The 25119-nt window shown below is 44.7% G+C and carries 24 protein-coding genes and 1 pseudogene; 1 reads left to right on the top strand and 24 read right to left on the bottom strand.

What is annotated here, in order from left to right; translation table 11 throughout:
* Positions 1 to 18: 18 nt before the first annotated feature.
* From PBN151_RS13590 to PBN151_RS13560, 6 genes are all read right to left on the bottom strand, one after another.
* Entirely contained in the window at positions 19 to 309 is a 291-nt protein-coding gene (locus tag PBN151_RS13590) for a hypothetical protein (RefSeq protein WP_072729384.1), read from the bottom strand.
* 797 nt (positions 310 to 1106) lie between these two features.
* On the bottom strand, positions 1107 to 1802 hold the full coding sequence (rpiA, locus tag PBN151_RS13580) for a ribose-5-phosphate isomerase RpiA (RefSeq protein ID WP_072729382.1): 696 nt from the start codon (positions 1800 to 1802) through the stop codon (positions 1107 to 1109).
* A 390-nt stretch (positions 1803 to 2192) separates the two neighbouring features.
* Complete coding sequence (locus PBN151_RS13575) at positions 2193 to 3164, bottom strand: glycerophosphodiester phosphodiesterase family protein (RefSeq protein ID WP_072729381.1); 972 nt, start codon at positions 3162 to 3164, stop codon at positions 2193 to 2195.
* Between the two features lie 365 nt (positions 3165 to 3529).
* Complete coding sequence (locus tag PBN151_RS13570) at positions 3530 to 4162, bottom strand: HAD family hydrolase (RefSeq protein ID WP_072729380.1); 633 nt, start codon at positions 4160 to 4162, stop codon at positions 3530 to 3532.
* A 201-nt stretch (positions 4163 to 4363) separates the two neighbouring features.
* Positions 4364 to 4762, bottom strand: coding sequence for a hypothetical protein (locus PBN151_RS13565; RefSeq protein WP_227774646.1), 399 nt, complete (start codon positions 4760 to 4762; stop codon positions 4364 to 4366).
* Positions 4763 to 4899: 137 nt separating this feature from the next.
* Positions 4900 to 6246, bottom strand: a complete 1347-nt coding sequence (locus tag PBN151_RS13560) for a lytic polysaccharide monooxygenase (protein ID WP_072729628.1) — start codon at positions 6244 to 6246, stop codon at positions 4900 to 4902.
* Between the two features lie 864 nt (positions 6247 to 7110).
* On the opposite strand from PBN151_RS13560, the gene PBN151_RS13555 reads away from it, so the two are divergent.
* Positions 7111 to 7608 carry a hypothetical protein gene (locus tag PBN151_RS13555; protein WP_021253356.1) on the top strand — a complete coding sequence of 166 codons (498 nt, stop codon included), beginning with the start codon at positions 7111 to 7113 and terminating at the stop codon, positions 7606 to 7608.
* On the opposite strand, the pseudogene PBN151_RS13550 reads toward PBN151_RS13555, so the two are convergent.
* From PBN151_RS13550 to PBN151_RS13470, 18 genes and pseudogenes are all read right to left on the bottom strand, one after another.
* Positions 7603 to 7836, bottom strand: a pseudogene (locus PBN151_RS13550) (DUF1048 domain-containing protein); the annotation flags it as partial. The gene PBN151_RS13555 and the pseudogene PBN151_RS13550 sit on opposite strands and share 6 nt — an antisense overlap.
* A gap of 232 nt (positions 7837 to 8068) precedes the next feature.
* Complete coding sequence (locus PBN151_RS13545; RefSeq protein ID WP_072729378.1) at positions 8069 to 9067, bottom strand: FecCD family ABC transporter permease; 999 nt, start codon at positions 9065 to 9067, stop codon at positions 8069 to 8071.
* Positions 9060 to 10073, bottom strand: coding sequence for a FecCD family ABC transporter permease (locus PBN151_RS13540; RefSeq protein WP_072729377.1), 1014 nt, complete (start codon positions 10071 to 10073; stop codon positions 9060 to 9062). Before PBN151_RS13540 ends, PBN151_RS13545 begins: the two co-directional genes overlap by 8 nt.
* Positions 10074 to 10181: 108 nt before the next feature.
* Complete coding sequence (locus PBN151_RS13535; RefSeq protein WP_072729376.1) at positions 10182 to 12143, bottom strand: AraC family transcriptional regulator; 1962 nt, start codon at positions 12141 to 12143, stop codon at positions 10182 to 10184.
* A 458-nt stretch (positions 12144 to 12601) separates the two neighbouring features.
* The gene (locus tag PBN151_RS31270; protein ID WP_175560705.1) at positions 12602 to 12775 is read right to left on the bottom strand and encodes a hypothetical protein; all 174 of its coding nucleotides are present in this window, start codon (positions 12773 to 12775) and stop codon (positions 12602 to 12604) included.
* A 453-nt stretch (positions 12776 to 13228) separates the two neighbouring features.
* Positions 13229 to 13849 (bottom strand): class I SAM-dependent DNA methyltransferase, encoded by a 621-nt coding sequence (locus PBN151_RS13525; protein WP_072729627.1) that lies wholly within the window; start codon positions 13847 to 13849, stop codon positions 13229 to 13231.
* A 138-nt stretch (positions 13850 to 13987) separates the two neighbouring features.
* Entirely contained in the window at positions 13988 to 14497 is a 510-nt protein-coding gene (gene cysC / locus PBN151_RS13520) for an adenylyl-sulfate kinase (RefSeq protein WP_072729374.1), read from the bottom strand.
* Between the two features lie 14 nt (positions 14498 to 14511).
* Positions 14512 to 15369: an STM4011 family radical SAM protein gene (locus tag PBN151_RS13515; RefSeq protein WP_072729373.1), complete on the bottom strand. Its 858-nt coding sequence runs from the start codon at positions 15367 to 15369 to the stop codon at positions 14512 to 14514.
* Positions 15366 to 16742 (bottom strand): STM4012 family radical SAM protein, encoded by a 1377-nt coding sequence (locus tag PBN151_RS13510; RefSeq protein ID WP_072729372.1) that lies wholly within the window; start codon positions 16740 to 16742, stop codon positions 15366 to 15368. The genes PBN151_RS13515 and PBN151_RS13510 overlap by 4 nt, the downstream gene beginning before the upstream one ends.
* 19 nt (positions 16743 to 16761) lie before the next feature.
* A complete protein-coding gene (locus tag PBN151_RS13505; RefSeq protein ID WP_072729371.1) occupies positions 16762 to 17547 on the bottom strand; it encodes an STM4013/SEN3800 family hydrolase in 786 nt (261 codons plus the stop codon).
* Between the two features lie 20 nt (positions 17548 to 17567).
* Entirely contained in the window at positions 17568 to 18785 is a 1218-nt protein-coding gene (locus tag PBN151_RS13500) for an STM4014 family protein (protein ID WP_072729370.1), read from the bottom strand.
* Between the two features lie 2 nt (positions 18786 to 18787).
* On the bottom strand, positions 18788 to 19633 hold the full coding sequence (locus tag PBN151_RS13495; RefSeq protein ID WP_072729369.1) for an STM4015 family protein: 846 nt from the start codon (positions 19631 to 19633) through the stop codon (positions 18788 to 18790).
* Between the two features lie 239 nt (positions 19634 to 19872).
* Complete coding sequence (locus tag PBN151_RS13490; RefSeq protein ID WP_065293057.1) at positions 19873 to 20358, bottom strand: NTF2 fold immunity protein; 486 nt, start codon at positions 20356 to 20358, stop codon at positions 19873 to 19875.
* Positions 20359 to 20364: 6 nt separating this feature from the next.
* Positions 20365 to 21201, bottom strand: a complete 837-nt coding sequence (locus PBN151_RS13485; protein WP_072729368.1) for a TIGR02452 family protein — start codon at positions 21199 to 21201, stop codon at positions 20365 to 20367.
* Positions 21202 to 21242: 41 nt separating this feature from the next.
* On the bottom strand, positions 21243 to 21794 hold the full coding sequence (locus tag PBN151_RS13480) for a riboflavin biosynthesis intermediates N-glycosidase (RefSeq protein ID WP_072729626.1): 552 nt from the start codon (positions 21792 to 21794) through the stop codon (positions 21243 to 21245).
* A 2-nt stretch (positions 21795 to 21796) separates the two neighbouring features.
* Positions 21797 to 22690 (bottom strand): NUDIX domain-containing protein, encoded by an 894-nt coding sequence (locus PBN151_RS13475; RefSeq protein ID WP_072729367.1) that lies wholly within the window; start codon positions 22688 to 22690, stop codon positions 21797 to 21799.
* 168 nt (positions 22691 to 22858) lie between these two features.
* Positions 22859 to 23026 (bottom strand): hypothetical protein, encoded by a 168-nt coding sequence (locus PBN151_RS31265; RefSeq protein ID WP_175560704.1) that lies wholly within the window; start codon positions 23024 to 23026, stop codon positions 22859 to 22861.
* Positions 23023 to 24954 (bottom strand): fructose-1,6-bisphosphatase, encoded by a 1932-nt coding sequence (locus PBN151_RS13470; protein ID WP_072729366.1) that lies wholly within the window; start codon positions 24952 to 24954, stop codon positions 23023 to 23025. Before PBN151_RS13470 ends, PBN151_RS31265 begins: the two co-directional genes overlap by 4 nt.
* Positions 24955 to 25119 lie beyond the last annotated feature (165 nt).

Here is a 25119-nt window from a genome sequence, read left to right as displayed (position 1 = left end):
GTGTCTTGTTAGCGTAATCTATACATACTTCCAATCACTCTTGTTTAGCTCAAAACTTGCGATAGAACTATGGAGTGCCTCTTCGATTGATCCCATATCAAAATCTTGATAGACTTCCCAGTTCTTATCACATAAGAACAGATAATAATCATTGGAATCGTCGTATTTCGCAAGTGCTAACCCTGTAATGATTATTTCCTTAGAAGAGCCATTATCTTCTTCATATAGCATTCTTGCGATTGGACGGTTCACATCATTATCCACATACATTATCACCTTCGCACCGTCTAAATGAGCAGGTACAATCATTGAATCCCCCCTAAGGTTTGCTCCCTGGTTTCATTGAACAAACAAGTTAATCTATCACTTCGATAACAAATACGTAGCTTGAACTACCTTCAGAAATTCTTTTTCCTTATCTCTAAGCATTTCTTCTGGTCTTATATAATCGGCACAAGTGTTTCCCCAACAGTATGAGCTTTGATACACCTGAATGGATTCTCCATTAACGTTGACTTCTGGCTGGGGAGGAGTATTACCCAATTGTGGTTCGGAAAGCCTTCATCTGACCTGCAAGCACTCAATAACATTACGATAGAGAATACAATCGGCAGTATTTTTCGAAGCATCGAACCCCTCCCTTTAATAACGTAGACGTAAAATGATTACATTATGTTCCACTTTGTTTCACATGGACTCAATGAAAGCACAGTTTCACCTTGCAAGTGCAATCCGAACAACCTTTCATTCAGACCTACAATCGCCAATACTGGCTTAAGAAACAAACTCAACGCTAATTAATGTTTGGAATGCGCCGCTTGAGCTCACCGTAGAGCTCAGAGAGTATGTTATTAATATGGTTTCCGTGCCTCTAGGCAGTTTTTAATGTCCCTAATATTTAATATAATTTGTAAGTCAAAAGCTCGTCCGTAGAGTTTATTCCTACAATTTACGGTTTGTAATAAGGTGGAATAAACGCTTGCTATCGACTCTACGCCATCCTTATGACTCATCCCAACGAAGTTGCGGATATTTCTCTGGCAGCGAGAAACGTCTCAAGATATTGATGTCGATTGCTGCTCCGGAAAAACAACATTGAAACTCTGTCATTTTGAGCCAATGCGAAAACATCTCGTCCCCTCCTTATCCCCCATGATGACCTCATCAGCAATTCCGATGAACAGTCCGTGTTCGACGATGCCGTTCATTCGGGAAAGCTCATCGGCTAGGCGTTCTGGCTGATCGATAGATGCGAACTTGCAGTCTAGAATATAGTTTCCATTTTCGCTCAAATAAGGTACAGGCGGTGTCCCAAAAGAGCGTAATTTCGCTTCGCCTCCCAAGTCCCTAAGCTTCTTCGCGATCTGGCCCCACATTAGCGGAATCACTTCGATCGGTAGCGCGTATGTGCGTCCGAGTACGCTTACTTGTTTTCTGGAATCCGTAATAATAACCGTTCTAGCGGAACAAGAGGCAACCAGTTTTTCCTTTAGCAAGTAGCCGCCTCCCCCTTTTATTAATCGCAGATACGGATCGAATTCATCTGCTCCGTCAACGGTAAGATCAATTTTTTCTGGAATTTGAGTTGTGATCAGTGGAATGCCAAGTAATGTACAGAGGCGCTCCGTCTCTTTGGACGTAGGCACGCCGGTTACTTGAAGCCCTTCTCCCACTTTCTCTCCGAGAAATTGGATAAAGTGGCTTGCCGTGCTCCCGCTTCCGATCCCGATTATCATCTTGTCTTCTACATAAGCCAGCGCCGTTAATGCAGCTAGCTTTTTTTCTTGTTCATAATTGGTCATCTGTCGTTCACCCACGCAAGCTAGTTGATTTTTTGATACAACCTCTTCAACGAACTATTTGGTCTTAACAAAGGCTTCCTCCTTCGTATCAACCACTTCGGCGATATATGCTTCATAGTGTAGAATACATTGTATTTTGTTCATATGTATAAAAGTATATTCAAACCCTTGTCGCGCCTTTCTTCCTATAAATATACGTTGGAATGTAATCCTGAAAACAAAAAGAGGCATGCCAGCGTTACATTCTGATGGCCGTGCCTCCTATGTCTGATTCTAATTGCTTTCTAATTCCCTAATCGCTATTCCTTACCCCGTGCCGCATACTTCTTCAGTGTTCAATTCGATTCCCCTCAAGGTCAATGAAGAAGCAACTGTTTTTGATAAATGAAATCATTTAGTAACTTTATCAACCCTATTTGTCCATATGTAGCCCTGATATCCTGCTGGAATTTTTTCAAGGCTTTCTTTTGTATCAAATCCTTCTGACCATTTACCATTTCCCTCTACGATTACGACTCGCGTATTGACAGATTCCATTCTATCAATAAATTTATTTGGCCAACCCCATAAGAACTTCGCATAATTTAAAGGCAAATGAAGCTCCATATTATGCAATTCTTTCGGAATATATCCCGTCCAACCTAATAATTCGTATTTTAAAAGTGCGTTTTTCATCATTGTTTTCGTCAACAATTTCAACTCTGCATGTTTTGAACGTAAATAATCAAACCCTTCGCTGTCTCCATCACCATAAACTGTTATTTTATCTAATTGGTTCTTAGACAATTTGCTTAAATAAGAATGCCACAATACTTTTGTTGTTTCCATATCTCCATCTTTGTCATGAATTAAAAACTCTTTATTAGGAAAAGCTGCAAACACCTCATCTAAGCTTGGCATCATACCAATGCCTTTGCCACGAAACGGATAGCTCTCACCATTATCAGCCGTATATCTAAAGCCGACATCTAGTTTCTTCAAATCGTTCATTATATAATCTTTGACTTCACCTTTACCATTTGTTCTATATTCTAAAGTAAAATCATGAAAAACAGCTAATTGATGATCCTTCGTTAACTGAATATCTAATTCCACGACGTCAGCACCATGATCAAATGCTGCCTTCATAGAAGGAATTGTATTTTCTATATAAGGGTGCTCAGGTGGATAAATGATTTCAGCTGTATTCGTATCATACTCTACCTGTGAAATATCAAAGGTTTGAGCCAATCCTCTATGAGCTAGAATCTTATAATTTGTATCTTTCGAGTAAAATAGACTCGTATTATTCAACCAAACCATAACAACCAAAAGGGTTATCCCCAAAATGATATATGTCTTTTTATTTTTTCTTTTTTTCATTGGTTATCCTTTCCTTCTTTTTCTTTTCTTACTTTAAAATGAATTTACAATGTCATATCCTTTTTATAAGAGTATTAGAACTTTAAATACAGTTCAATGTATATAAATGTAATCTAGATAACGACTATCTGAAAAATCAATCTTAAAAAATCCGCTAATAGCGACTTAAATAGGACCATGTTCTTGTCCCCCGACAAGCAGGTGTCAAAGTGGCATCATCAGATAGTTGAGATGAATTTTTATCATTGCCGATAAGTCTGATTGAACTAATCTATGCTCTTCACCTATAAATATCATTTACCTATATAAAAAACTTCTCATCTATTCAATCTTTAGATGAGAAGTTTTAGCTGTGATGCATACCTTTACTGGAGATTTAAAAGTGTAAGCATGTCCAGTGGATGGTTGAACTTATACTTTGCTGGAATAGAATCCCCATGCTTACATCCCCACAAAGCTAGTCCAAAGTCAACACCAGCGTCTCTGGCACATTCAGAATCGTAAATGGTGTCGCCGATGTATATGGATGCCCCAGATTTCGCCCCCGAGATATCCAGAAACTTTAGTAATGGTTCGGGATTAGGCTTGTGCAATGTTGTATCATCTGCACATATTACGTATTGCATATATTGATCAAGACCAAAAGGAACAAAATCGTCGACAAATTCTTGTTTCGTCTTGGATGTGACTACCCCGGTAGAAATAGAATGTTCTTTCAGACTCGCAAGCAACTGTTGAATACCTTCGTAAACATGGATTGAATGTTTATAATCCCCCATAAACTCATTCCAACAATGATTGGCATATTCGATGTCATTATCCTTAATGCCCAGTCGTTTCAAAGAGACAGAACCTGGTATCCCTAGCACAAAAGCAAGTTCTGAGAAGTCAACTTCCCGATCATAGGTAATTTTTAGCAGCTTCTGCAAGGATCTCAACACCGCTTGTTCTGTATTTATTAATGTTCCATCAATATCAAAAATAATTGTTGTATACATGGTTATCATCCTCCTTTGGCATATTTAAAAAGAACTCCTATTTGTATGCTAAAGTATGAAATCCATTTCAGGTCAATAGCTAAATTGATTCCGAAAGTATCTAACTTTGTTAAAAGACATTTGAGTTCGTTAATATGTTAAAAATAAGAAAAACCTCCATCGCCACCGTAAGGAGAAATGTGGCCGAGGAGGTTTTTAACGTTAATTGTAGCCCAGATAGGCAACGACGGTAAAGTCACCTGGTGAGCTTAAGACAAGTCTATACTGTCCGTCGGGTTGATTCGAAGCCAAAGGAATCTTGAGACGTGCATATTGACCGGCCGCAATAGTATTCGTCGAATTACTCCCTACCAGCACATCTCCGGTCGGGGTAACCCGATACAGATTAAAATTAACCCCGAGGCTGATCTGCCCGTTGTTTATGAAGTTGCCTTCGATATAAATATTGCCATGGGCTTGAACCGGCGCCCAAGTATTGTTGCCTGTACCCGGTCCGCTTGAGGCGGCCAAACCAGTGGAAGCAAAACTGAACAACAGGACAAACACGAAAGCGATAGACGCGATTTTCCTTTTCATACCATCTCCAGCTCCTTTTTTCATAGAGTGAACTCGACAAGCACTTCTTTGTACCAGATGGTAGAGTCATTGCATGGAATCCACTCGATCGAATCTATCATGAAAAATAATCCCGCCGCTCTTTGCAAACGGCGGGATTCCAGCTCTTTTAAAGCCTGGGTTTACGGTTGCAGCTGCCAGAGCGCGGGCACGTTGCTCGGCTCCCACCCCGGCAAGGAGGTATGGTTCTGGAGGCATTTGTACACCTTGCCATTATAAGATACGAGCGCATTGACCGCATAAGCGGTATTTGGAGCCCATGGCGTTGCGCTCGGACCGTCAGGCGTTGACACCGTCACGGCATTGCTGTCACCAGATTCGTTGTTCGACGGGTCGTAAGCGCGAACCGTAAACGTATATTGCGTGTTCGGCGACAAACCGGTAACGACCTTCTCGGTTGCCGTACCAGTGACAGTAGCGATCACCGTGTTGCCGTTGTAAATCCGGTAACCAGCGATGCCGGAATCATCTGTGGATGCATTCCACATCAACGTCACTGACGTCGACGTCGGGGTGCCCATCACATGGAGGCCGGTCGGATTGGTCGGCGGCGTCACGTCAACCGGTAATTTCGTAGTCGTAAACTGGACACTATTGCTGAGCGGTGACCGATTACCGGAAGCGTCGAACGCCTTCACAGCTAGATTATAAGTCGTGCCTGCCAATAGATTGGTGAGATTGGCGCTCGTCTGATTGGCAGGAACCGTGGCGATGACATTGACGCCGTTGTACACCTCATAACCCGTGACGGCAATGTTGTCTGTCGAGGCCCCCCAAGTCAGTGTAGCCGTCGTTGTGCCAACGTTGCTGACTGCCAAATTAGTCGGCGCCGTAGGCGCAATGTTGTCGCCAGAACCGAATTGGGCATCGATGACGATGTACCAGGCATTTTGGGTATCCGCGATATCCCACACCCCGAGAATTACATGGTAACCGTCTCTTTGCGGCACATTGCAGGTTTGGGTTAACGTAGCCGGCGGCTGCTGGCCATTCCCGTTAATCGTGCAGAACGGAGTCAGATCAAACTGGGCGCGGGTCAACGGTGCATTGGGATTCCAATCCGGCTTGGTGATGAAATACCGGTAGCTTGTCGTGGCATGACGAGCGGTAAAAATCCAAGTAAAGTTGTTGGTGCCGCTCTTCATGCTCACCTTGTTCCAGCGAGTAGCTGATTGCTGATCAAGCGGGGCGAAGCCGGCAAGGCCGGCACTGGCGATTTTGCCGTCAGGGGGCCCGGCAGCAGGAAAACCTTTCGGCCCCTCCAGGCTCTGAGGCTCATAGACGATCGGGCCGCAGTTGGTATTTAATCCGTTTTTACACTGGATCGCGCGGCTGGCTGGATCATTGATATATCCGTGGGCTGACAAGGTCTTCGAGAACGCAAACATACAAGCGAATACGAGCAGCAATCCGCCGCCAATCAGCATTAATCGCAGGATGAAACGGGAATCCAAACGGGTTTGAAACATCATCACATTACCTCCCATGATTTGGTTTGGTCATAATGTGCCTTTCGTTTTTCGACACCATCTTTGCCGCGATCTTGTGAGCTGCCTCCTCTCTTGAATAGGATCCTGCCTAAGCTGTGCACAACCGTTAACGTGCGGGCATCCACTCCTTCTTAAACCGATTTATACAAACTCCTTAGAGCTTATATACTCGTACAAAGTCATGAAAAACAATACCTAATCACATCGTGAGAAGCATAGACAAGCGGGTTGGAAATCTACGTAGGAAGGGGAAATTAAGCGTGAGCAACTCTGCTCTACAATATAGAATCAGCTAGTAAACTGCTGATGAACGCTGACATTCATAACGCGCAATTAATTGGGGATCAAAAACCAAGTAAGTACGCCTATGGGTAAAGCATGGAGGGGATTGGAATCATGTCTCAATATGGAGGAATTTATACAGATAAGCATAATAGAATTTCGTCTCAATTGGAGTCGTGTTATCGGAGTGTCATGAATTAGCACTTTTCTTTAAAGGATTTTCCCTCTGAACAATAAGACTTAAATAATACCGCTTTTATTTTTTATGCAGGTATCTAATCGGCTATGAATACAAGTTCTTATCCTTAGCTCGGGACATGAACTTATACCATTAAAACAAAAATCCGCTCCTGTAAAGTTAAAGATTAGTTCCTCTAATAAGTGTGGAGTGGTTGGAATCATCAAGGTATGTTACAAGGCTAATACATGTTAGCACAACACGAGGAATCTCCTATATAGGCATCTGCACAATCATATAGTTATTAACCTACATACTATACATACAGGATATTTGACTTTACGAATAGTGCGTATCTTTACACAGCAAAAGGAGGTATTGTAATGACAAATTTTTATTCTTTTCACGGTACTATCACTATGATTAATGATTTTTTTACAGGGCAAAATGGCGAAGGATGTTATAAATTAATAGCTGTAGACAACGGGTTGGGGGAAATCGTAAATTTCGTGGTGTCGCCCAAAACTTATTTTGTAGACCATGTAATGGTGTCAGTAGGAGATCAAGTGACTGGATATTATGACGGAAATGCACCCGCACCTCTAATTTACCCTCCACAATATCAAGCAATTGTCATGGTAAAAAATAGCCCCTATCAGAATGTAAAAGTAGATTATTTTAATACTGAGTTGGAGAGTAGTGATGGACGATTACGATTAACCATTTCTCCATATACTCAAATCATACTAACAAATGGGCAACACTTTTCAGGAACCCCTGCGAACCGAGATCTAATTGTTATTTATGGACCTACCACAGTAAGTATCCCCGCCCAAACTACACCCTATAGAATTGTAGTTTTGTGTTTGGGGGCATTATAGAAAATTCCTGTTGTTACCTTCTTGGCCAACAGATTCTTGATAGAGGTCAGCGTAAGTTTTTGTATCTTTGATTAGACCGTCGCAGAAAGCTGCTACGTCACTGCCCGTCACTTCCAGCACGCCTTTCCCCAAGACTGCTCCCTCTTCAAAAAGATCGATAATCCCCGAAAGCAAATCCGTCCCCTCGGTTAGCTCAAGTGGGCCGACCTTAAAGAGATATTTTTGAATGTTCTAAACATCGATTCTGTTCTCGGCTGAAAGGAGTCACTCAAACCAGAGAATAAACACAAAGAGGCCTAAAGTATACAGCTTCCTAGTAAGTAGAAATGCTAAAACCTTAAGCCTCTTTGCTATAAGGACTCTATTCGTCTCAGTAGCGAGTCTATGATCTAACCAGGAGCATACTCAATGAGCGTTCCATTATTCTCCTCCTCTATCTCTATCTGAGATGACAGATGAGCTAAGTCCTCTTGCGTTTAAATAGCAAGTACATGAAGAATGGAGCGCCAATGCCTGCTGTGAATACGCCAGCCGGAATATCCAGCGGCTGAAAAAGCATTCTTCCTGCCAAATCCGCCAGCAATAGAATAATCGCACCTATAAACGCGGATACCGGGATGATCAGCTTGTAACAATTTCCGACCAGTCTTCTGGCAATATGCGGTGCCATTAATCCGATGAAAGAGATCGTACCGGCTGCACCAACCGCTGCGCCGGCAAGCGCAACACTATAAAATAAGAGAATCATCCGGCTGAGTTGAAGCCTATTTCCAAGGCCTCGAGCGACATCCTCGCCTAAAGATTGCACATTTAATTCCTTCGCCATCAGCAGTGACAAAGGAATGAATATCGCTACCCACGGCCAGAGCACTTCGATATAGGCCCAATTGGTACCATAGATGCTTCCTGTCATCCAATTCAGCACTTGCGCGGCCAAATACGTCGGACCGCTAATGAGCAGGAATGTAGTGAGCGCCCCCATTGCGGTTGAAATGCCGATGCCGATCAGCACCAGCCGGAACGGCGACACCCCTTTTTTCCAAGCCAATACATAATTGAGGGTAGCCGTAACCAACGCGCCGCCGATCGCAATGAACGGTACCCAGTGAATGCTGTAGCCCGTCACGAAAGTCATGAAAGCAACCACTGCTACCGACGCACCACCCGTTACACCAAGCAAATCCGGAGAAGCTAGCGGATTGCGAATGACGCCCTGCAATAGCGCTCCGGCTGCTGCCAATGCTGCACCAATGAGAATAGCGGCTGTTATTCGAGGCAGACGGAACTGCATAATGATCAGGTTGCTGGCTTCCGCATTTCGCCCGACAAGAGAAGCAAGCACCTCTTCTAGAGGAACACCAACTCCACCGACCGATAAACTAAGAAGTGACAAGGCAGCAACGATAAAGGTTAAAGCGATAAACATGATCGTATATTTGGCTGTACGCGGGTTAAGCATGCAATTTCCTCCTGGCCACATGAATCAGAAAGGGAACTCCGACAATCGCCGTTGCGACGCCTACCGGAACTTCTTTGGTTTCTAGAATAAAGCGTGATGCTAAATCTGCAGTCACTAGAAGGATTGCACCAACTAGTGCGGTATAAGGAAGCAGCCACTTGAAATCATGTCCAATGATGTATCTGCACAAGTGAGGAACAATAAGCCCGACAAAAGCGATCGGACCAGCTGCTGCTACTGAGCTCCCAGCGAGTAGTACGATTGCCGCAGCTGATAGGACACGCACCAGAGTCAACCGCTGTCCTAAGCTTCTTGCGCTATCGTCTCCAAGCGCCATAATATTTAAAGAGCCCGCCAATAGGAATGAGATAGCTAACCCTATTACCATATAGGGCAGTACCATCAGCAAATGTTCTACATTTCTTCCTTCCACGGAGCCGATCATCCAGAACAGGGCAGATTCAAGCGACTGCTTATCAATAAGCATAATGCCGGATGTAATAGAAGAAGTGAAAGCAGCCATACAAGCGCCAGCCAAGGTCAGCTTCACTGGCTCGAACCCGCCTCCTTGCAGGCCTAGCGTATAGACGGCCACTGATGTTGCGATCGCGCCTGCGAAAGCTAGCCAGACCATACCGCTCATCGTTAACGAGGAACCGTATGCGAGCAGCCCGATTACAATAAATAGCACTGCCCCTGCATTTACGCCAAAGACAGAGGGCGAAGCCAGTGGATTTCTTGTTAGAACCTGCATAATCGCCCCTGCTACGGCTAAGCTTGCTCCTACCAGAGCCGCAACTAAGGTTCGGGGTACGCGAGCCGTCGTCAGAATAAGATGCTCATTGGATCCGTCGAATTGACTGTAGGCCTGCCACAAGTCTTTCAAACCGAAGTGATGAAGACCGTACAATACACTGCACAACATACTAATCAGCAGCAGGATCGCGCTGACAGCTAGGCCGGCGAGCTTCCGCTTGCTGCTTCGCGTGAGGAAAGAACCATTCATGTCTGCACCGTGCCTCCTTTTCATTGGCAGCCTTAACAACGAAACTGCCAAAATCGCCAACAAGCTGACGCGAATACAGCGTCAGCTTGTTAATTCGATACGCCTTAATTACTTTACATCAAAGTACTTAACAAGTTCATCCAGCAGCAGATTGGCCGCTTCATATCCGCCTGCTGAGTTCCATATGGCTTCATCGACTTGAATAATTTTGTTGTTCTTGGTAACACTCAAGTTCTGGAACAGCGGATCTTTTTTCCATTCCTCTACCACCTTCGCCGCATCGTTCTTGCCCGGAACCTCCGATACGAAGTAGAAGAGCACATCGCCGTCCATGCTAGGTATCGTTTCCTTGGACATAACCTCCATAAAGGAGTCTTTATCCTGCGATTCTGGGCGGGCAATACCTAATTGGCTCAATAGCACACCGGAGAACGTTTGCTTCTGATAGATACGAACTTGTTTGGCAGAGAAGCGGGCCACTGATACTTTCGTTTCCGCTTTGCTGCCCAGTTTTGCCTTGACTTCCTCGACACGTTTGTCAAAGGCCGCCATCTTTTGCTCTCCTTCTGCCTGCTTGTTTAAAGCTTCGGAGTAGAGCTTGAAATTGATTTTCCAATCTCCCGCCAGATCTTCGGAGAATATCGTGGGAGCAATTTGCTTTAATTGGTCGTAAATTTTCTCTTGTCTGACCTTATTGCCGATAATCAGATCCGGCTTGAGGCTCGCGATCAATTCAAGATTCGGCTGCAGCTCGTCTCCGACAACGGTGACCCCTTCCATCTCTTGCTTGATATGGTCGTACCAAGGATCGCCAATCCAAGACTGAACGGCTCCGACTGGTTTAATGCCAACTGCCAACAGCGCCTCCGTTCCTTCATTGGTCAATATAACAATACGTTCAGGGGTACCGCTGAGTGTTTCTTCCCCCATCGCATGCTTAATTACTCTTGTCTCATTGCTTGCAGCCGGACTTGTGGAAGCTGCTACGTTATTACTGGGCGAGCCACTGTTTGCCGATGTGGCGTTCGTTCCTCCTGTTGTGCATGCGCTCAACAAGAGGGTGAAACAAAATAATAAGGTTGCTGCCATTGCTGTTCTCGACTTTCGATACATCGGTAATACCCCTTCTCTCTTTTTATGATAATGATTCTCATAATCATTATCAATATAACGTTGCTGTCTTTTAGCAGCAATGGGATATCTGGACACGACGGATGGATTATTTCGACGCTGCTCCTGCTGCAATGCAGCTTCTTTAAAGCTAGTAGGAGAAGCACCTTCGTATTTCTTGAAGATACGGCTAAAATAATAGCTGTCGGTATAACCTACGCTCTCCGCAATTTCCTTCAAGGTGAAATCTGTGGAAAGAAGTAACTGCTTCGCCTTGCTCATCCGTAATTGAATCAAATAATCGATCGGGCTTGTTCTAACTTGCTTCTTGAAGACGCGCAGCAGCTGTCTGGAGCTGCAATCAAGGTGTTCAAGCAGCGTCTCGAGCGTAATCGGCTCCTGATAGCGCTCATGAATATAGCGTACCGCTTGGGCCACGAGGTCAGGCTTGACGGCTATGACATTCTGTCGTTCCATTTGCTCTAGTATTTCATAGACCATTTGATAAAATATCGCTTTAACATGAAGTTTCTCTATGAAATCCGAATGATGCCACTCCTTGCTCATGGCGGTGACATGATGGAAGACGGAGATCGGGTAATGAGGCTTGAACACATATTGCATTTGAAACGGATTGTGATCCTCTATCAACTTGACCGTTTCTTGACGGGCTGGCAGCGCCAGCACCGCTTTATATAAAATCATATAATAGTCCAGGAGCTCATCCGCAGTAATATCAAGATAGACTCCCTTGCCTCCATGGATCAAGGAAAACCGGCTGACGTGGTGTGCAATGCCGTCCAGCTGGAGCTGTGCGCTGCCTCTAATTACATATAAGAAGGCGCTTGAGGGCATTCTGTACGCATGCAACTCCTCGCCTTGCTTCATTATTGTATGCCGTACATCTATAATCTTGATGAATGCTTGGTTCCATAGTAAAGCTTGCTCATTCAATTTCACCGTCTTGCTCTCCCCTTCACTTTCACTCTGTGTTGAAAGATTTATACCCCCATAATATATGATATTGATTATCATTTGCAATGATAATTGCATACCTATTTTCTAGCGTCAAATCCTTCAATAAGCCTAGTTTATCTGTCACAATTTTTTTGTTTCTGCATCATCATTTGATCATGTAAGTGTTTATAAATGGATTTGCAAATCAGCCCAGTATTTTTACCTACTACCTATAATTATTGATGCTACAATCAGTACGCGTTTTCATATTTTCTGAGCAATGAATTTTTTGAATCCAGCAAAATACCGCTCAGATGCCTCCCAGCGCCTCAGATCCAATAAGGACATGTCCTGCATGCCATATTGATCAGGTGGCTGATAATGCCATGAAACATAATTTCCATGATCCAGTGAATAAAAATAATACGCTCCATCAGGAGTTCTGATTTCAATCCGGGCATTCAGGTAGTCTCCATCTTCGTCTGTACGCGCTTGACGGTGAGATCACCTTGAACAATCGATTCTCCATGATTGTAGGAGCCGCACAATATTTCCTCAATCATCAGATTACCCGATACATATATTTCCTGACCGCCAACAGCTATATTTTTCGCACACAAATTACCGTTGACCATAAGACTTATGGCCCCATCTGTTTCTTTATTATAGAGATTGTCTACCGTAAAATTTCCATCAATAAAAATGAGGATAACCTCTTTTTGATGTGGAATGTCGTATTTTCATGAAATAATCAGGGGTTGAAATTGAAATCAATCGAGATGAGATTTGTAAGTATTTCTGTGAAAGAAGTAATGAAGGAGCTAAATATCAAGAGTGAGGATCAGCTGAAGGTCTGGATGAAGTGGTATTTAGAAGATGCGTGTACACGTTCAGGCTTATCAAAATGCTGGAAAAGGAAACGGCATTACGATGAGCATGTCCCGAACGGGTGCGCCCGCCCTCGTTGAACAGACCGTTAAAGCTCTATCCCATAAGGGATGGACCTGCTCGCATTCTAAACTAGGGATCACCAAACATCCCCTCGAGTTGAGGGGATGTTTTATTGCAATGCAGTATGTCTGTCTCTCCTAATCTTTCCTACAAACGCTAATGATCGATGGAGATAACGGAGAGAACGGCGTTTTATCCCAGTCAGCATATTGATGTTCCACGCGAAAGCCGTGACGAGTTAATAAAGTATGCAGCGTATTCTGATCCGTGAACCGACAAGCAATTCGGGAAGTCGTTCGCTTATCCCCCCAATCACGCATCGTGACCCAATGCATGATTTGCTGGCTAGCATCGTAACGTTGTGTGCCAGACACCTTGACAGTATTTCCATCCTTATCAATAAATGATCCCCATTCTGTTTCCTCTTCATCGGATAAATCCGTTCCCTCCGGATTACGAGTCTCAAATGCAAAGATTCCGTGGGGTTGTAAATGTTTGTGAACGGTCGTGAGCAAATCGATCTGATCTTGCTCACGTAAGAATGCCTGAAATGCATTGCCAGTCAAATAAATCATCGAAAATCGCTTGTCCGATTCGAAAGTACGGGCATCGCCTTCCATAAAAGTAACAGGCAACCCCTCCGCCTTCAACCGCGCATATGCGAGCATCTCTGATGAGATATCTACACCAGTCATCGTTATGCCGGCTTTTGCCAGGGGGATCGTTGTTAAGCCTGTACCACAAGCAAGTTCTAACACTTCTCCAGGACTCTATCTAGCAAGCTCAAGAAAGAACTGATATTTGTCCATTTCACCGCCAAATTCAAGATCGTAATTTACGGGATCCTGATATTCTTCAAGATTGCTATGCTCAATCAACGCCATTCCCTCCTCTCATTATTTCATCAAGTACTCTAAAATTTGACTCACATTGGACTCCACACTGTTTAAGTGCGTATGTATCGTGATTTCTGGGTGCACCGGCGGTTCATAGACATCAGAAATACCCGTAAATGCTGTTATCTCACCTTTTATTGCTTTTGCATATAAGCCCTTCACATCTCTGCGCACACAATCCTCTAAGGGACAATGCACATACACTTCAACATATGGCTCCAGCTTTGCTCGCGCATAGTCTCGCATTTCCAAATAGGGTGCAATCATGGAAATGATCGTCGTAACACCATTGCGGTTCAGCAGCTTGCTAATATAGACGGCACGGCGAATATTCTCCATTCGATCTTCTCTACTGAATCCAAGCCCTCGTCCTACCATTTGTCTAAGTTCATCGCCGTCCAAGCATTCGACCCTAACGCCTCTTTCTTGAAGAGCTGCTGACAAAGCTAACGCCGTTGTCGTTTTACCGGAGCTTGGAATTCCTGTTAACCATATTGCCGTTCCTACCAATGCATAGTTCCCCTTTATGATAATATTGCGATCCGTTCGAGTATACGTTCTCCGTAAATAGAATCGAACGACTGCTCCTCCATATGGATATAGCCTATATAACAATCACATTGCCTCATACGACACGAGCGTTCTTTAGAGATTCCATCAAGCCCATCTTTATACAAATTTCCGATTACTTGACGATCCTTATAGCAACGCTTTACGCGCCCGTCTCCTTGGACATAAAACACATTTTTTCCGGCACGGCACGGCTTGTCCATACTGTCGTAATCCCTGGCATTAAGGATAAAATAGGGATCCATATCGGTCAAAAATGCTGTATCCTCAGCAGAATAGTATGCTGGTTTATCTTTGTAGGCGTTCACCCACATATAAACATCATCAGGCAGAACCTTCCTTAATGAAGAAATGGAGTTGAACGCGCTCTTCACACCGACACAGCCTACACTGAACGGTATTTTTTGTTCATAAAGTTTGCCGCATTGCTGTAAAAAACGTTCTTCCTTCGTCTGCCCAGGATGGTACGTTACCCAGAATGCAGCCGTAACCGGATTCAACTCGCGCGTCCAATCGAGCTTAGCGGATAAGTTGGTTTGTATAGCGACCTTTTGAACGTGCTGCATGTGGGACAGCTTAACCATCGCTTCCCTGTACCAACTATGCGTAAGCCCTTCACCATATGGGTTGAAAAAAACGGACAGCTGATGCCCGCTTCCTTCTTGCTTCGTTACCCAATCGACAAATGTCTGCACTTGCAGCCGATCCTTCGCCAATGTCTCTGGACTATCCGTGTTCTTGCTAAAAGGACAGTAAGGGCAGTCATAATTGCATGAGCTCAAGCTCCCGCGAAAATAAATCGTCGCTTTCATGATAGTACACAGCTTTCCATACGTGCCCGAATATCCGGAGAAATGAACCAATCTCCTATGGAATCGGAGTACATAAGCCCTTCATCCGTCAGCCGAAGCACCTCATGCTCGATAACAGCAAGATCCGTATGCACAAGCAGATTCAACTCGGGATAATCGACGAGAGATGACGTTCCGAACCGCTCCACGTAGCTGCTCAATGCCAAGCCTTCCGTATGAAGCAGCGCTTTTAGTATAAAGCGTCGCTGCTGGTCATCCTTGCTTAATACAATGCCATAATCTGCATAGGTGTAGTCGGCTGAAGCCACGTAGTCGGCAATGATGCTTGCTGTAGCTGAACGACCTACACTGTATCGCGAGGAGTAATGAACCTCTCTTGTGTAAGAGCGTGCGCCACAGCCAAGTCCAATCATGCCCTCCTCCTGACAACCATACGGAAGCAATGATTTTTTCGAAATCGCATCTGCTTTGGCAAATCTGCGCATAGAGTACTGGGTATATCCATGTGCAAGCAAACGATCCCGCGCTGCACGATAGAAGCTTACCCTCTGATCCTCGCCACTCTGCCTTATCTGCTCTGGCTTTACAATCGTGTGCTCGCGAGTATATAGCGGATAAATAAATAACTCCTCTGGGTCGTAAGACAACGCCTTATCCAGCGAATATATCCATGAATCATGGGTTTGACCGGGAAGGCCATAAATCAAATCCAGATTTAGGATTGGAAATTGGTACAACTTGAGCTGCCTCAGAGCTCTTTCGACTTCCTGCGGCTTCTGGGGACGATAGATCGCGTCCGCTTCAAATTCTACGAAGCTTTGAATCCCCATACTGACCCGATCCACCTGCCTGCTTTTTAAAATATTCAAGCGTTCGGTGGTTATCGTCTCGGGAGATGTTTCTACCGAGATGGAAGCTTGGGCTGGATTCATGCCCATCACATGTTGAGCAATATGAAACAACCGATCCAGCTGGTCAGGTTCGAGTAAAGTCGGCGTACCGCCTCCAATAGCAAATCTAGCAATCGGCTTATTCGGAATAAGTGGAGCCCATTGTGCAGCTTGTCTCTCCAATGCATCCACATAATTGGTATGTACGTCGGCTCTCTTGTCAGGCAACGTGAATAAATTGCAAAATCCGCAGCGTGCTCCACAAAACGGGATATGCATATATAAAAAGAGTGAATCTGCCTTTTCCTCGCTCCACAGTTCGGAAAGCGGCAGCTTCCTCTCCAATTCTCGATAGGAAGTTTTGTGTGGATAAGCGTATAGATATGATCGGTAAGGCTCTGATGTGAGGTTTTCCTTCCAACTGCGCAGAGCCTCCGAATTCTGGATGATATCCGTGTAATTAGGGTAGACCGTATGGCTCATCATGTTCTCTCCTCTCACCTTACAAAATAAATTCGCGATAAGGCACGTTCCACACGACCTCATGCGCTAGCCTATGGCCGTTGTAGCCATCTTCACCGAAGGCGGTTCCATGATCAGAGAACGCCATGCAAAATACAGGCCGTTCCCGTTCTCTGAATGCCTGAAATAATCGACCAAGCTCACCGTCAACATATCGAAGTGCTGCGCGCTGTGTCTCTAATGAGTCTTTCTTTGCTCCTGGTACAAAATAATGATTGGGCCCATGAATCGCTGATACGTTCATAAATAGAAACAGTCGTTCTGTCTGATTCGAATTATGCAGGAGCTTGATGGCATGGTTCACCTGATGCTCTGTCGAGCGTTGATTTGTAACCCCAAAGGTCATCCGCCAATAGCTTTCTTGGAAATAGCTTGGAAGAACTTTGGCTAGCGGAACTTTTTTGGTAAAGAAGATGACTCCGCCTATACAAATCGTACGGTAGCCCACAGCTTGCAATCCAGATACGATATCCGTTGTATCAAATTGCCATGTATACGGATGTGTCTTTAATCCCGTATTTTTCGAATGAAACAATCGAACATGCTCTGCCTTATTTGTCGTAGCCGGAGTTGGCAGAAATCCGCCAAAGAAAGCATGATGAGCTGCATAAGTGAAGCTGCCTGGAGTATGTCGCTTTTCCCAATGTCCGCTCGCGCACAAATTCGGACAGTTTGCTTCCTCCAGCACAGCGGCGTCATATCGCAGTGTATCCAGCGTAATCATGAGAATATCGTGACTGCCTACAATTTCATTCATGTTAAACATCGTGGTGAGCCTCTTCCATTTTAGATAGTCGTAGAGAGTGTAGCCATTCTCATTTCCCATTCATAGGGATCATGTCCTTCATAATGACTATGGTACAGTAAATCTCCGAACGGATTAACATCCAATACATAAGGTCTATAGGAACCGCTGCTCAATAACACATCTATGCCTGCGACGGTTGATCGTGGAAATACCGCTAACGTTTGTTCAGCGCATTGTCGCACGGCAGCTTGAAGATTGTCAGACAAGCCGATTTCATCCAAGCTCATTCGATCACTATCAAGATGCAGATTCGTTATAGGTGTTCTGCTTACCCTTACAATACTGTGACACGCTTTACCTGCTACGACAAGTTGCCGGATATCAAAGGTGCGATCCCGATAAGACGCTTTTGGAATCCATTGCTCTACATGAGCTCCATGTCCCAATAACCAGTTGATGATTTGGCGAATGACTTGGCGTTCTTTATAGTTCACCAGCTTTTTTACGTTATAAAATATAGGAGGTCTACGTAGATAGTTCTCCACACCTATCGTAGTCACGGCCGACTCTGCACCTGTAATGGGGTTTACCTGATACGCGATTACACCACATGCGCCGGAACCCGTTGCTAGCTTAATAAATAAACGATATATCCGCTCTTTTGCCATAACATCCCGAAGTGTATTGTAATCCGGTATGTCTTCCGGTGCAGCTAATCTTCTTGGTACCGGTAATCCAGCCGATGATAAGATCTGGTGAGTATACCTTTTATCGAACATTGCGGCTATATCCTCGGGAGCATTCATCCAACGTGGCGTATTCCACAGCTGTGCTGCCTCCCTGTCCAGTTGAGATAACAGCTTGCAATACCCACGAAACCACTGGGAAGGATGATATAGCTCTCCCTTATTTTCCTCCAACCCTTTGGCCATCCTTACCGAGATAGGCTGAACAACGCACTTGTTATATCTAAGCCATCGCTCGTCTATATGGGTGTTGGCCGAATCAGGGGCGCCAAGTGCAATAAGCTCACGTTCCACTTCAAAATGTTCCCCGGGCGCGTCAAGCCGCAGCAATGGAGGTTCATCAAACGTTAGCCTCAAGCTATGTGCAACCGAACTCAAGGATACATTTCCCTGCAACACATCTAAATAATTCAAAACAAGAGCTGGGGGCAACCCCAGCCGAGTTCTTGCTGCTTGTAGTCCGGTTGTTCTTCTATTGCCGGAATTGCCAATGATAATCATCGATTTCATCGTTATTCCGTCAATGAAGGATAGCGATAATCCTCGTCTTCATCAGCATCCTGTTGATCGCTGATATCTACATTGAGGCCTGACTGCTTCCAACGATTCATCATTTCATCCGACATGTAATGATAGCTTAAATCAAGCGACTTCAGTTTCATTATCTTTTCACTATTGATAAGAGCTTCCGCTCCCTTATCTGTCAACGTCCCCATAGAAAGATCCAACGTATGTAGTTGATCAAGAATCGGTGCATCGGCTACTGCAATAGCGATTTCGTCTTGAATTTCACTGTCTTTGAGCCCAAGATAGGAAAGCAGAGGGAATTTTCCAGGTTCAATCAACTGGAGCACATCCGCGAGACTTCCGTCAAATCCATACTCCTCTACCCCTAAATAAAGCTCCAGCTTCTTCAAATTTTTGAAACTGCCTTCACTTATGCTAGTAATGACGTCTGTTCCAAGCCCGCCGCAAATAATAGTAAGCTCCTCTAGTTTGTCATGGCGAGCCGGAACAAGACTAAGATCTGTGCTCCCTTTAATGGTGAGTGAGCGAAGCTCAGGATAAGCAGATAAAATCGGCCCTAAATTAGATTGATTGATCCAAGAGACCTCACATTCTTCAGAGGACATATCGCCAATAAATAAGCTCCGCAGCTGCGGAAAGCGGTCTTTTAACCGAACAAGAGCTTCGACAACTACACTGGAATCATCCTCATAGGCGCCGCCCCAGTCACCGATTATGAGACTTTCAAGCTGCAAGCTCTCATCCTTGCCTGCAAGCTCCTCTATTAAATCTACGATTTTGACACCTTCCTCGTATTGATCATAATCGACAGATAGTTTACATTCGGACATAACATTACCTCCTGAAAATGAATACTAACTTGTTCATTATAATAGCCACACTTGTAAGTATCAAATGTTTCCAATCCATAAATATCCCCTAAAATAATTGCCTTGCGGAAGGGATCCGACAGCCGTATCTCTTTCTGTGAAAGCCAAAATTGCATATAACTAATTCCTTATGTTCTTGTCAAATGAAAATGACAACGAGTGTTATTACCTCGCTGAAATCTGCTCATTTCATTTGTAATTTATCTTGTTGCATACATCATGAGCATCCTCCCATTTTCTTTTGCAAGAGCAATATAAATGACACCGCCAAAAGATCCCGGAGGAAGAGTTCCCTCGATAATCCAAGCTTCTGCAATAGGGTTATAGCTGATAGCAAAGGGTGTTTCCTCCAAAAAACGGGGATAATGCTCTGCTAAATAGGGGAAGATTGCCGTTGCAACTGCATGTACATCTGTAAGCTCACCAAAAGCAGTTTCATCTCCAAACCGATTATCCTGGAGAAGAGTGTCGCGATCGGCGAAATAGAGCTCAAACCTGCCATATAAATTCTCATCATCCAAATCACGTTCTACAAAGCCATATTCAATAACTTTTTCCTTTTGATAAACATTGCTTTTACTCTTTTTCTTATAGTCGGCCCGTACGGTGATTTGATTAACTCGAAGACGGTCGCGTTCTTGCTCCTGCTCAGCTATTATTTGCTCCAAAGCATCCATAAAGCTCATTTTGATTCACCCTCTGTTCCCATTGAACTCCTTTTCAAAAGCATGAATGCACTTGCCCTCTTTGGAAGTGTCCAAGACTGCAAAACGAATTTCCGAAAATAGGTATCCTAAGCCTTCATCCTTCAGCAGCTCCCGCCACCATCCTGCTACCTTCACCGGGTCATTCCGGAAAACACCGCAGCCATAGGCACCCAAAATGAGGTTTTTATCGCCTTTTTGGGCGAATATGGCTAAGGCCAGTCGCATCCTGTCTTTCATCATACATTCCGCTTTCCGGGGATCCTCTCCCTTAAGCAGAACCTGCCCATAATTCACGGCGGGCAGAGTCAATACTGAAGCTGTCACCGGCCGCTCTATAAGATCAAACCGCTGGTTACGGAAAAACACTACGTCCGGGGAATAGATAGCGTGATTCGTATACATCATCGATTTGCAGGCCCGATTAGCCTTATAATAACGTTCATTGCGCAGCTGTGTTTCATATAATCCGCTGGAGGCCGCCAGGCTTTCCTCCTGAGCCATCGCCCCGTTTAAAAATCCACCTCCGGGATTTTTTGCGCTAGCAAAGTTTAACACGCCGGCGCGCCCTTTCCCTAGCTCCGCAAAATCCAAGATCGACTTTACTGTGGTCTCGTTGGCGACAGAATAAACGGGTTCTTGCGGCAACTTAGGCAACTCGTCAATTCCCCGAACCAGTTTCTCTCCCAGTTCCGGTGTAATCAGCTCGCTATTTGCCTCGGATTGCTTTTGTGCAGTGGCGAATTCTACCCGCCGCCCCTTATATTCATAGAAGCCTTGCCGCTGTATTCGTAATGTTTCCTCAGCAATTTCTTTTCGTTTCATTTCATTCCCTCTTCTTTCATCAATAACAAATCCGGTAGATGTTAATCTCGCAGTAATTCGTCTCTCACTTCGGTCAGCACAAATCCGAGTAGGTTCTTACCACGCCATTTTAGTGGATTCTCCACATCCGGATTGGACTGTCCCATGCCGATTCCCCAAATGCGATCCCGTGGGCTGGCTTCGACGAGAATACGGTTTTTCGTTGACTTAAGATATTCGCCAAGCTTCGGATTCTGCGAAAATTTAGCCAAATTGCCTCTTTTAACGATGCCATAGCATTCGTTGTCCCAAATGTCCTTGTCGAAGTTTCCAACTGCACGCCCGTAGGCTTTCATCTCCTTAGGATGCTTAGCTTTAAGAATCGCGTCCAACATTTCGCCATCTCCAAAAAGTCTTGCTTTCTCGGACATCATAAACTGCTCGACACAGGAATACTCGTGTCCCTCTACCACGAAAGGGCTCATCCACCATTGGCTAAAACAGCTTTTGTCAACCCCACCGTATTTTGGCGGTGTATGGCCCCAGAAGAAGACAAACTTGAACGTTTTACCTGCAATATATGCTTTTCTTAACTGCTCGATATTGTATATCATCATCATCGATATTCCTCCAAATTTCTTCGAAACAAGCGGGAGGGACGGTGTCCCGCATTTTCAGTATAATGATCGGTCTCCGCTACAAGATGCGCCACTTTACGCCGGAAGGCGGCTTTTAATAATTCTTTGTCCAAGATCACCTCGTAAACCTGCTGCAGCTCCGTCAAAGTAAAGAGGTGCGGCATCAAGTGCAGCGCAATGCCGGTATAATTCACTTTCCCCCGCAGTCGCTCAATAGCGCAGGCGATAATCTTCGCATGATCAAAAGCCAATCCGTGATTTGATACGATGGAGTAGGAGGTCGACGTCGAGGCCGGCTTTGACGTCATCGTCCATTCCACAACTGCCGTAAGCTCTTCCTCTTCGCTGCTTAGCTTGAGCTCGTTTTCCATCGTTTTCACAAACCCATCCTCAATAAACTCTCTACGCTCACGTAGAAGCCGATAGGTTGCCTTGAACCAGGCTGCGCCGACAGCGTCATCCCCTGCTTTCAGCTGTACCTGATCGCTGTTAATTAAGGCCATGTAGCTGCAGCTCATCACCCAGGTGCGCGGATCCCTTCCAACATCGCTGAAGGTGTACAACTGCTCCAAATATATGTCATCCACACCGGTTTCCTCGCGCAGCTCCCTCACCGCCGCCTGCTCCGTCGTCTCATTCGGCCGGACGAATCCGCCCGGAAGCGCCCAACTGCCCAAGAATGGATGACCTCCGCGTCGAATGAGCAATATACGCAGCTCTTTTTCCGGAAGTTTGCGGTAGCTGTCCACCTCCGTTTTCGTAACTGTGAAAATAACCACGTCCGCCGCCACCGAAGGCCGTTCGTAATCCCCGGCACGGTACTGCTCTAAAAATTCACGTTCCGTAAGTCCATCGCGATCCAACAAATTCAAGCGTCCTTACCTCCATTGTTATTTATTCTAGCCGTGCAGCTCTTCGAAATGAGTTCCTCAACATCAATTTATAGTTAGTAACATTTTAATAATATCATTTTGTTAATATCAAATATAGCAAAATAGAAAGAGAGATGCAAGAAGAAACGTGATGAGGAAAGGCATTTGTTACGACAATGCCTCAATCACAAAGAAAGCTAAAGAAGCTGCCGCCAGTAGAGTACCGACGACAGCTTGCTTCTTAGGTATTTTTTCTATGTTCTCTAAATGGGGTCCTACCAACCCACCGGCTGCTCTTTTACCTTTAACAGTTGCTTCATTTAGAAGCTGTTTCATTTCATGTAGCGATATTCCAGGAGATTCTTCAAATTGGAGATTTTCTGCAGCAGCTTCTCCCCGACATTGGTTTCCCTCACTAGTTTCCGTTCCAGTTCTTTGTCCACCAGTCTTTTTACAGACAATACGTCCGTTCCGTTACATAACACATCTTCTTTTGAATTAAATTTCTTATGCGCGACGAGCTGCATGCCAAAGGAATTATACAACAAGGTATATCCGGCGATACCCGTTGTGGATTGATAGGCTTTGGAAAAACCGCCGTCAATGACGACCATTTTCCCATTTGCTTTAACAGGGTTCTCTCCACTAATTTCTTTAACCGGAGTATGCCCGTTAATGATATGTCCATGATCCGGATTCAAATCAAACTCCAGCAGGATTTTCCGGCAGATCTCCTCATTTTCTCGCAAATGGTAGTAAGGGTTCTTTCTCTCCTTATGGGTTTCTTTATCTTGGATAAAGTACCGCTCAAAGGTGGTCATTTCTCTCTTTCCAAAGAGCGAGGAACATTTCCCTGTCCAGATGTACCATACCATATCCGTAGCCAGATCATCCGTCTCTTCCGGATTCGCAAAGGCGTAACGCAAATAATATTCAAAAACATCGATCAGCTGACGACCCGAATAGGTCTTGTCTTCAATCTGCATTTCTTCCATGTTTCCTTCTTCATTCAAAGGAATGCAGCCGTGGATCAACAAATTCCCGTTGTATTTTAAATAAAGGCTGCCCTTCTTCATAAGGAAATTCATATGTCTGGCCAGCTTTTCGGAATGCTGAACGGAGAACAGCAGCTTCTCCATCACCTGCCCTTCCTCCTCCAGCAATTGTTCAGGCTGCTGCGGATTTACGGTAGCGAAACAGGTGTTTTCCAGCGGGTACGTTTTTCCGCCGATCTTGATTTCATCTTTGTCGTAATCGATCTGCTCAAGCAAAAGCCTTTCAGACATATGAAAGTAAGGACGTCTCTTGATAATCGGGATTTCAAGCTTAAACTGGATCATGGCAATGGCTTGATGGATTTTAGTAATCTGAAGGATTTCCTGCTCCGATACGTTATGGCCTTGCTGCAGCTTCGGTCTGAAGGCTGGGTTGTCATCATAGTATTTTTCCGCCAAGTTCAGCAATGGGCGAAGATTGATTCCGTATACGTCTTCGATGATGTCCAAATTGTCGTATCTGGCGCAGATCCGGATAATATTCGCAAGGCAGACCAGAGAACCCGCATAGGCGCCTATCCACAGGACATCATGGTTCCCCCATTGAATGTCTACAGAATGGTGGTTGATAAGCGTATCCATAATTTTATCGGGGTCCGGCCCGCGGTCATAGATATCTCCGACCACATGAAGATGGTCAACCACTAGGCGCTGGGTCGTATAAGCAAGGCCGATAATCAGCTTATCCGCCTGACCCAAGGAGATAATCTGCCGGTATATTTCCTCATAATAAGGATCCTTATTGTTGGTAGAATCCGTCTTGTATAGAAGCTCTTCTATAATATATACGAACTGCTCCGGCAGAGCTTTACGCAATTTCGAGCGCGTATATTTGGAGGAGGCATAAGAAATGAGCTTAAGCATTTGTTCAATCGTTTGTCTATACCACTGGTTCAAGGCTTGTTGATTGCACAGGTCTCCTTTAACCAGCTGTATTTTTTCTTCCGGATAATAAACTAACGCTGCAAAATCATTGATTTCTTTATCCGTCCAAACCTCTTGGAACAATTCTTTGATTTTCTCTTTTACGGTACCAGAACCGTTTCTGAGTACATGCTGAAAAGCCTGGAACTCCCCATGCAAGTCACTGACAAAATGCTCAGTTCCCTTGGGTAGATTGGAGATCGCTTTAAGATTGATGATTTCTGTTACGACTTTTTCTTCCGTATCATATTTCTGGGCCAATAAATCTAGAAACTGCGCATCCAATACAGTTGTCCTCCTTCAGGGAAACGGTGATATCCAGCCAGGTATACTTAGAAGACCTATGGCCTTTTTGGGGCTAGCCCGCGTATCTTCAAACTTAGTGCGAACAGTAAAGGGAAAAAACATTAGTCCATCAAGGCTCACCGATGAGTTGCCCCCTTGGAATAG

Origin of the sequence: Paenibacillus sp. NAIST15-1, from assembly GCF_001894745.1 — a bacterium.
Taxonomy (GTDB): domain Bacteria; phylum Bacillota; class Bacilli; order Paenibacillales; family Paenibacillaceae; genus Paenibacillus_B; species Paenibacillus_B suaedae.
This window is presented reverse-complemented; position numbering and strand designations above follow the sequence as displayed.